Origin of the sequence: Neisseria sp. HMSC70E02 (assembly GCF_001838645.1) — a bacterium.
GTDB lineage: Bacteria > Pseudomonadota > Gammaproteobacteria > Burkholderiales > Neisseriaceae > Neisseria > Neisseria macacae.
In genome coordinates, this window is sequence record NZ_KV838104.1 from 1 (window position 1) to 213 (window position 213).

General features: G+C 49.8%; 1 protein-coding gene. It reads right to left on the reverse strand.

Annotated elements, in window-relative coordinates:
- Positions 1-213: transposase (locus HMPREF3277_RS08870; protein ID WP_141765204.1), on the reverse strand; the 213-nt coding region annotated here is incomplete at both ends.

Here is a 213-nt window from a genome sequence, read left to right on the forward strand (position 1 = left end):
GGGCTTTGCGCATAATGCCGTCTAACAACTGATGGTCTTCCAGATGTTGCCGGTTTTCCTTGCTGTCGTAGCCTTTGTCGGCATAAACGGTCGTACCTTCGGCAATACCCTCCAACAAAGGGGAAAGATGGTTGCACTCATGGACATTGGCGGGGGTGATGTGCAGTTTCTCGATATAACCTTCCTCATCGGTACGGGTATGTTGTTTGTAAC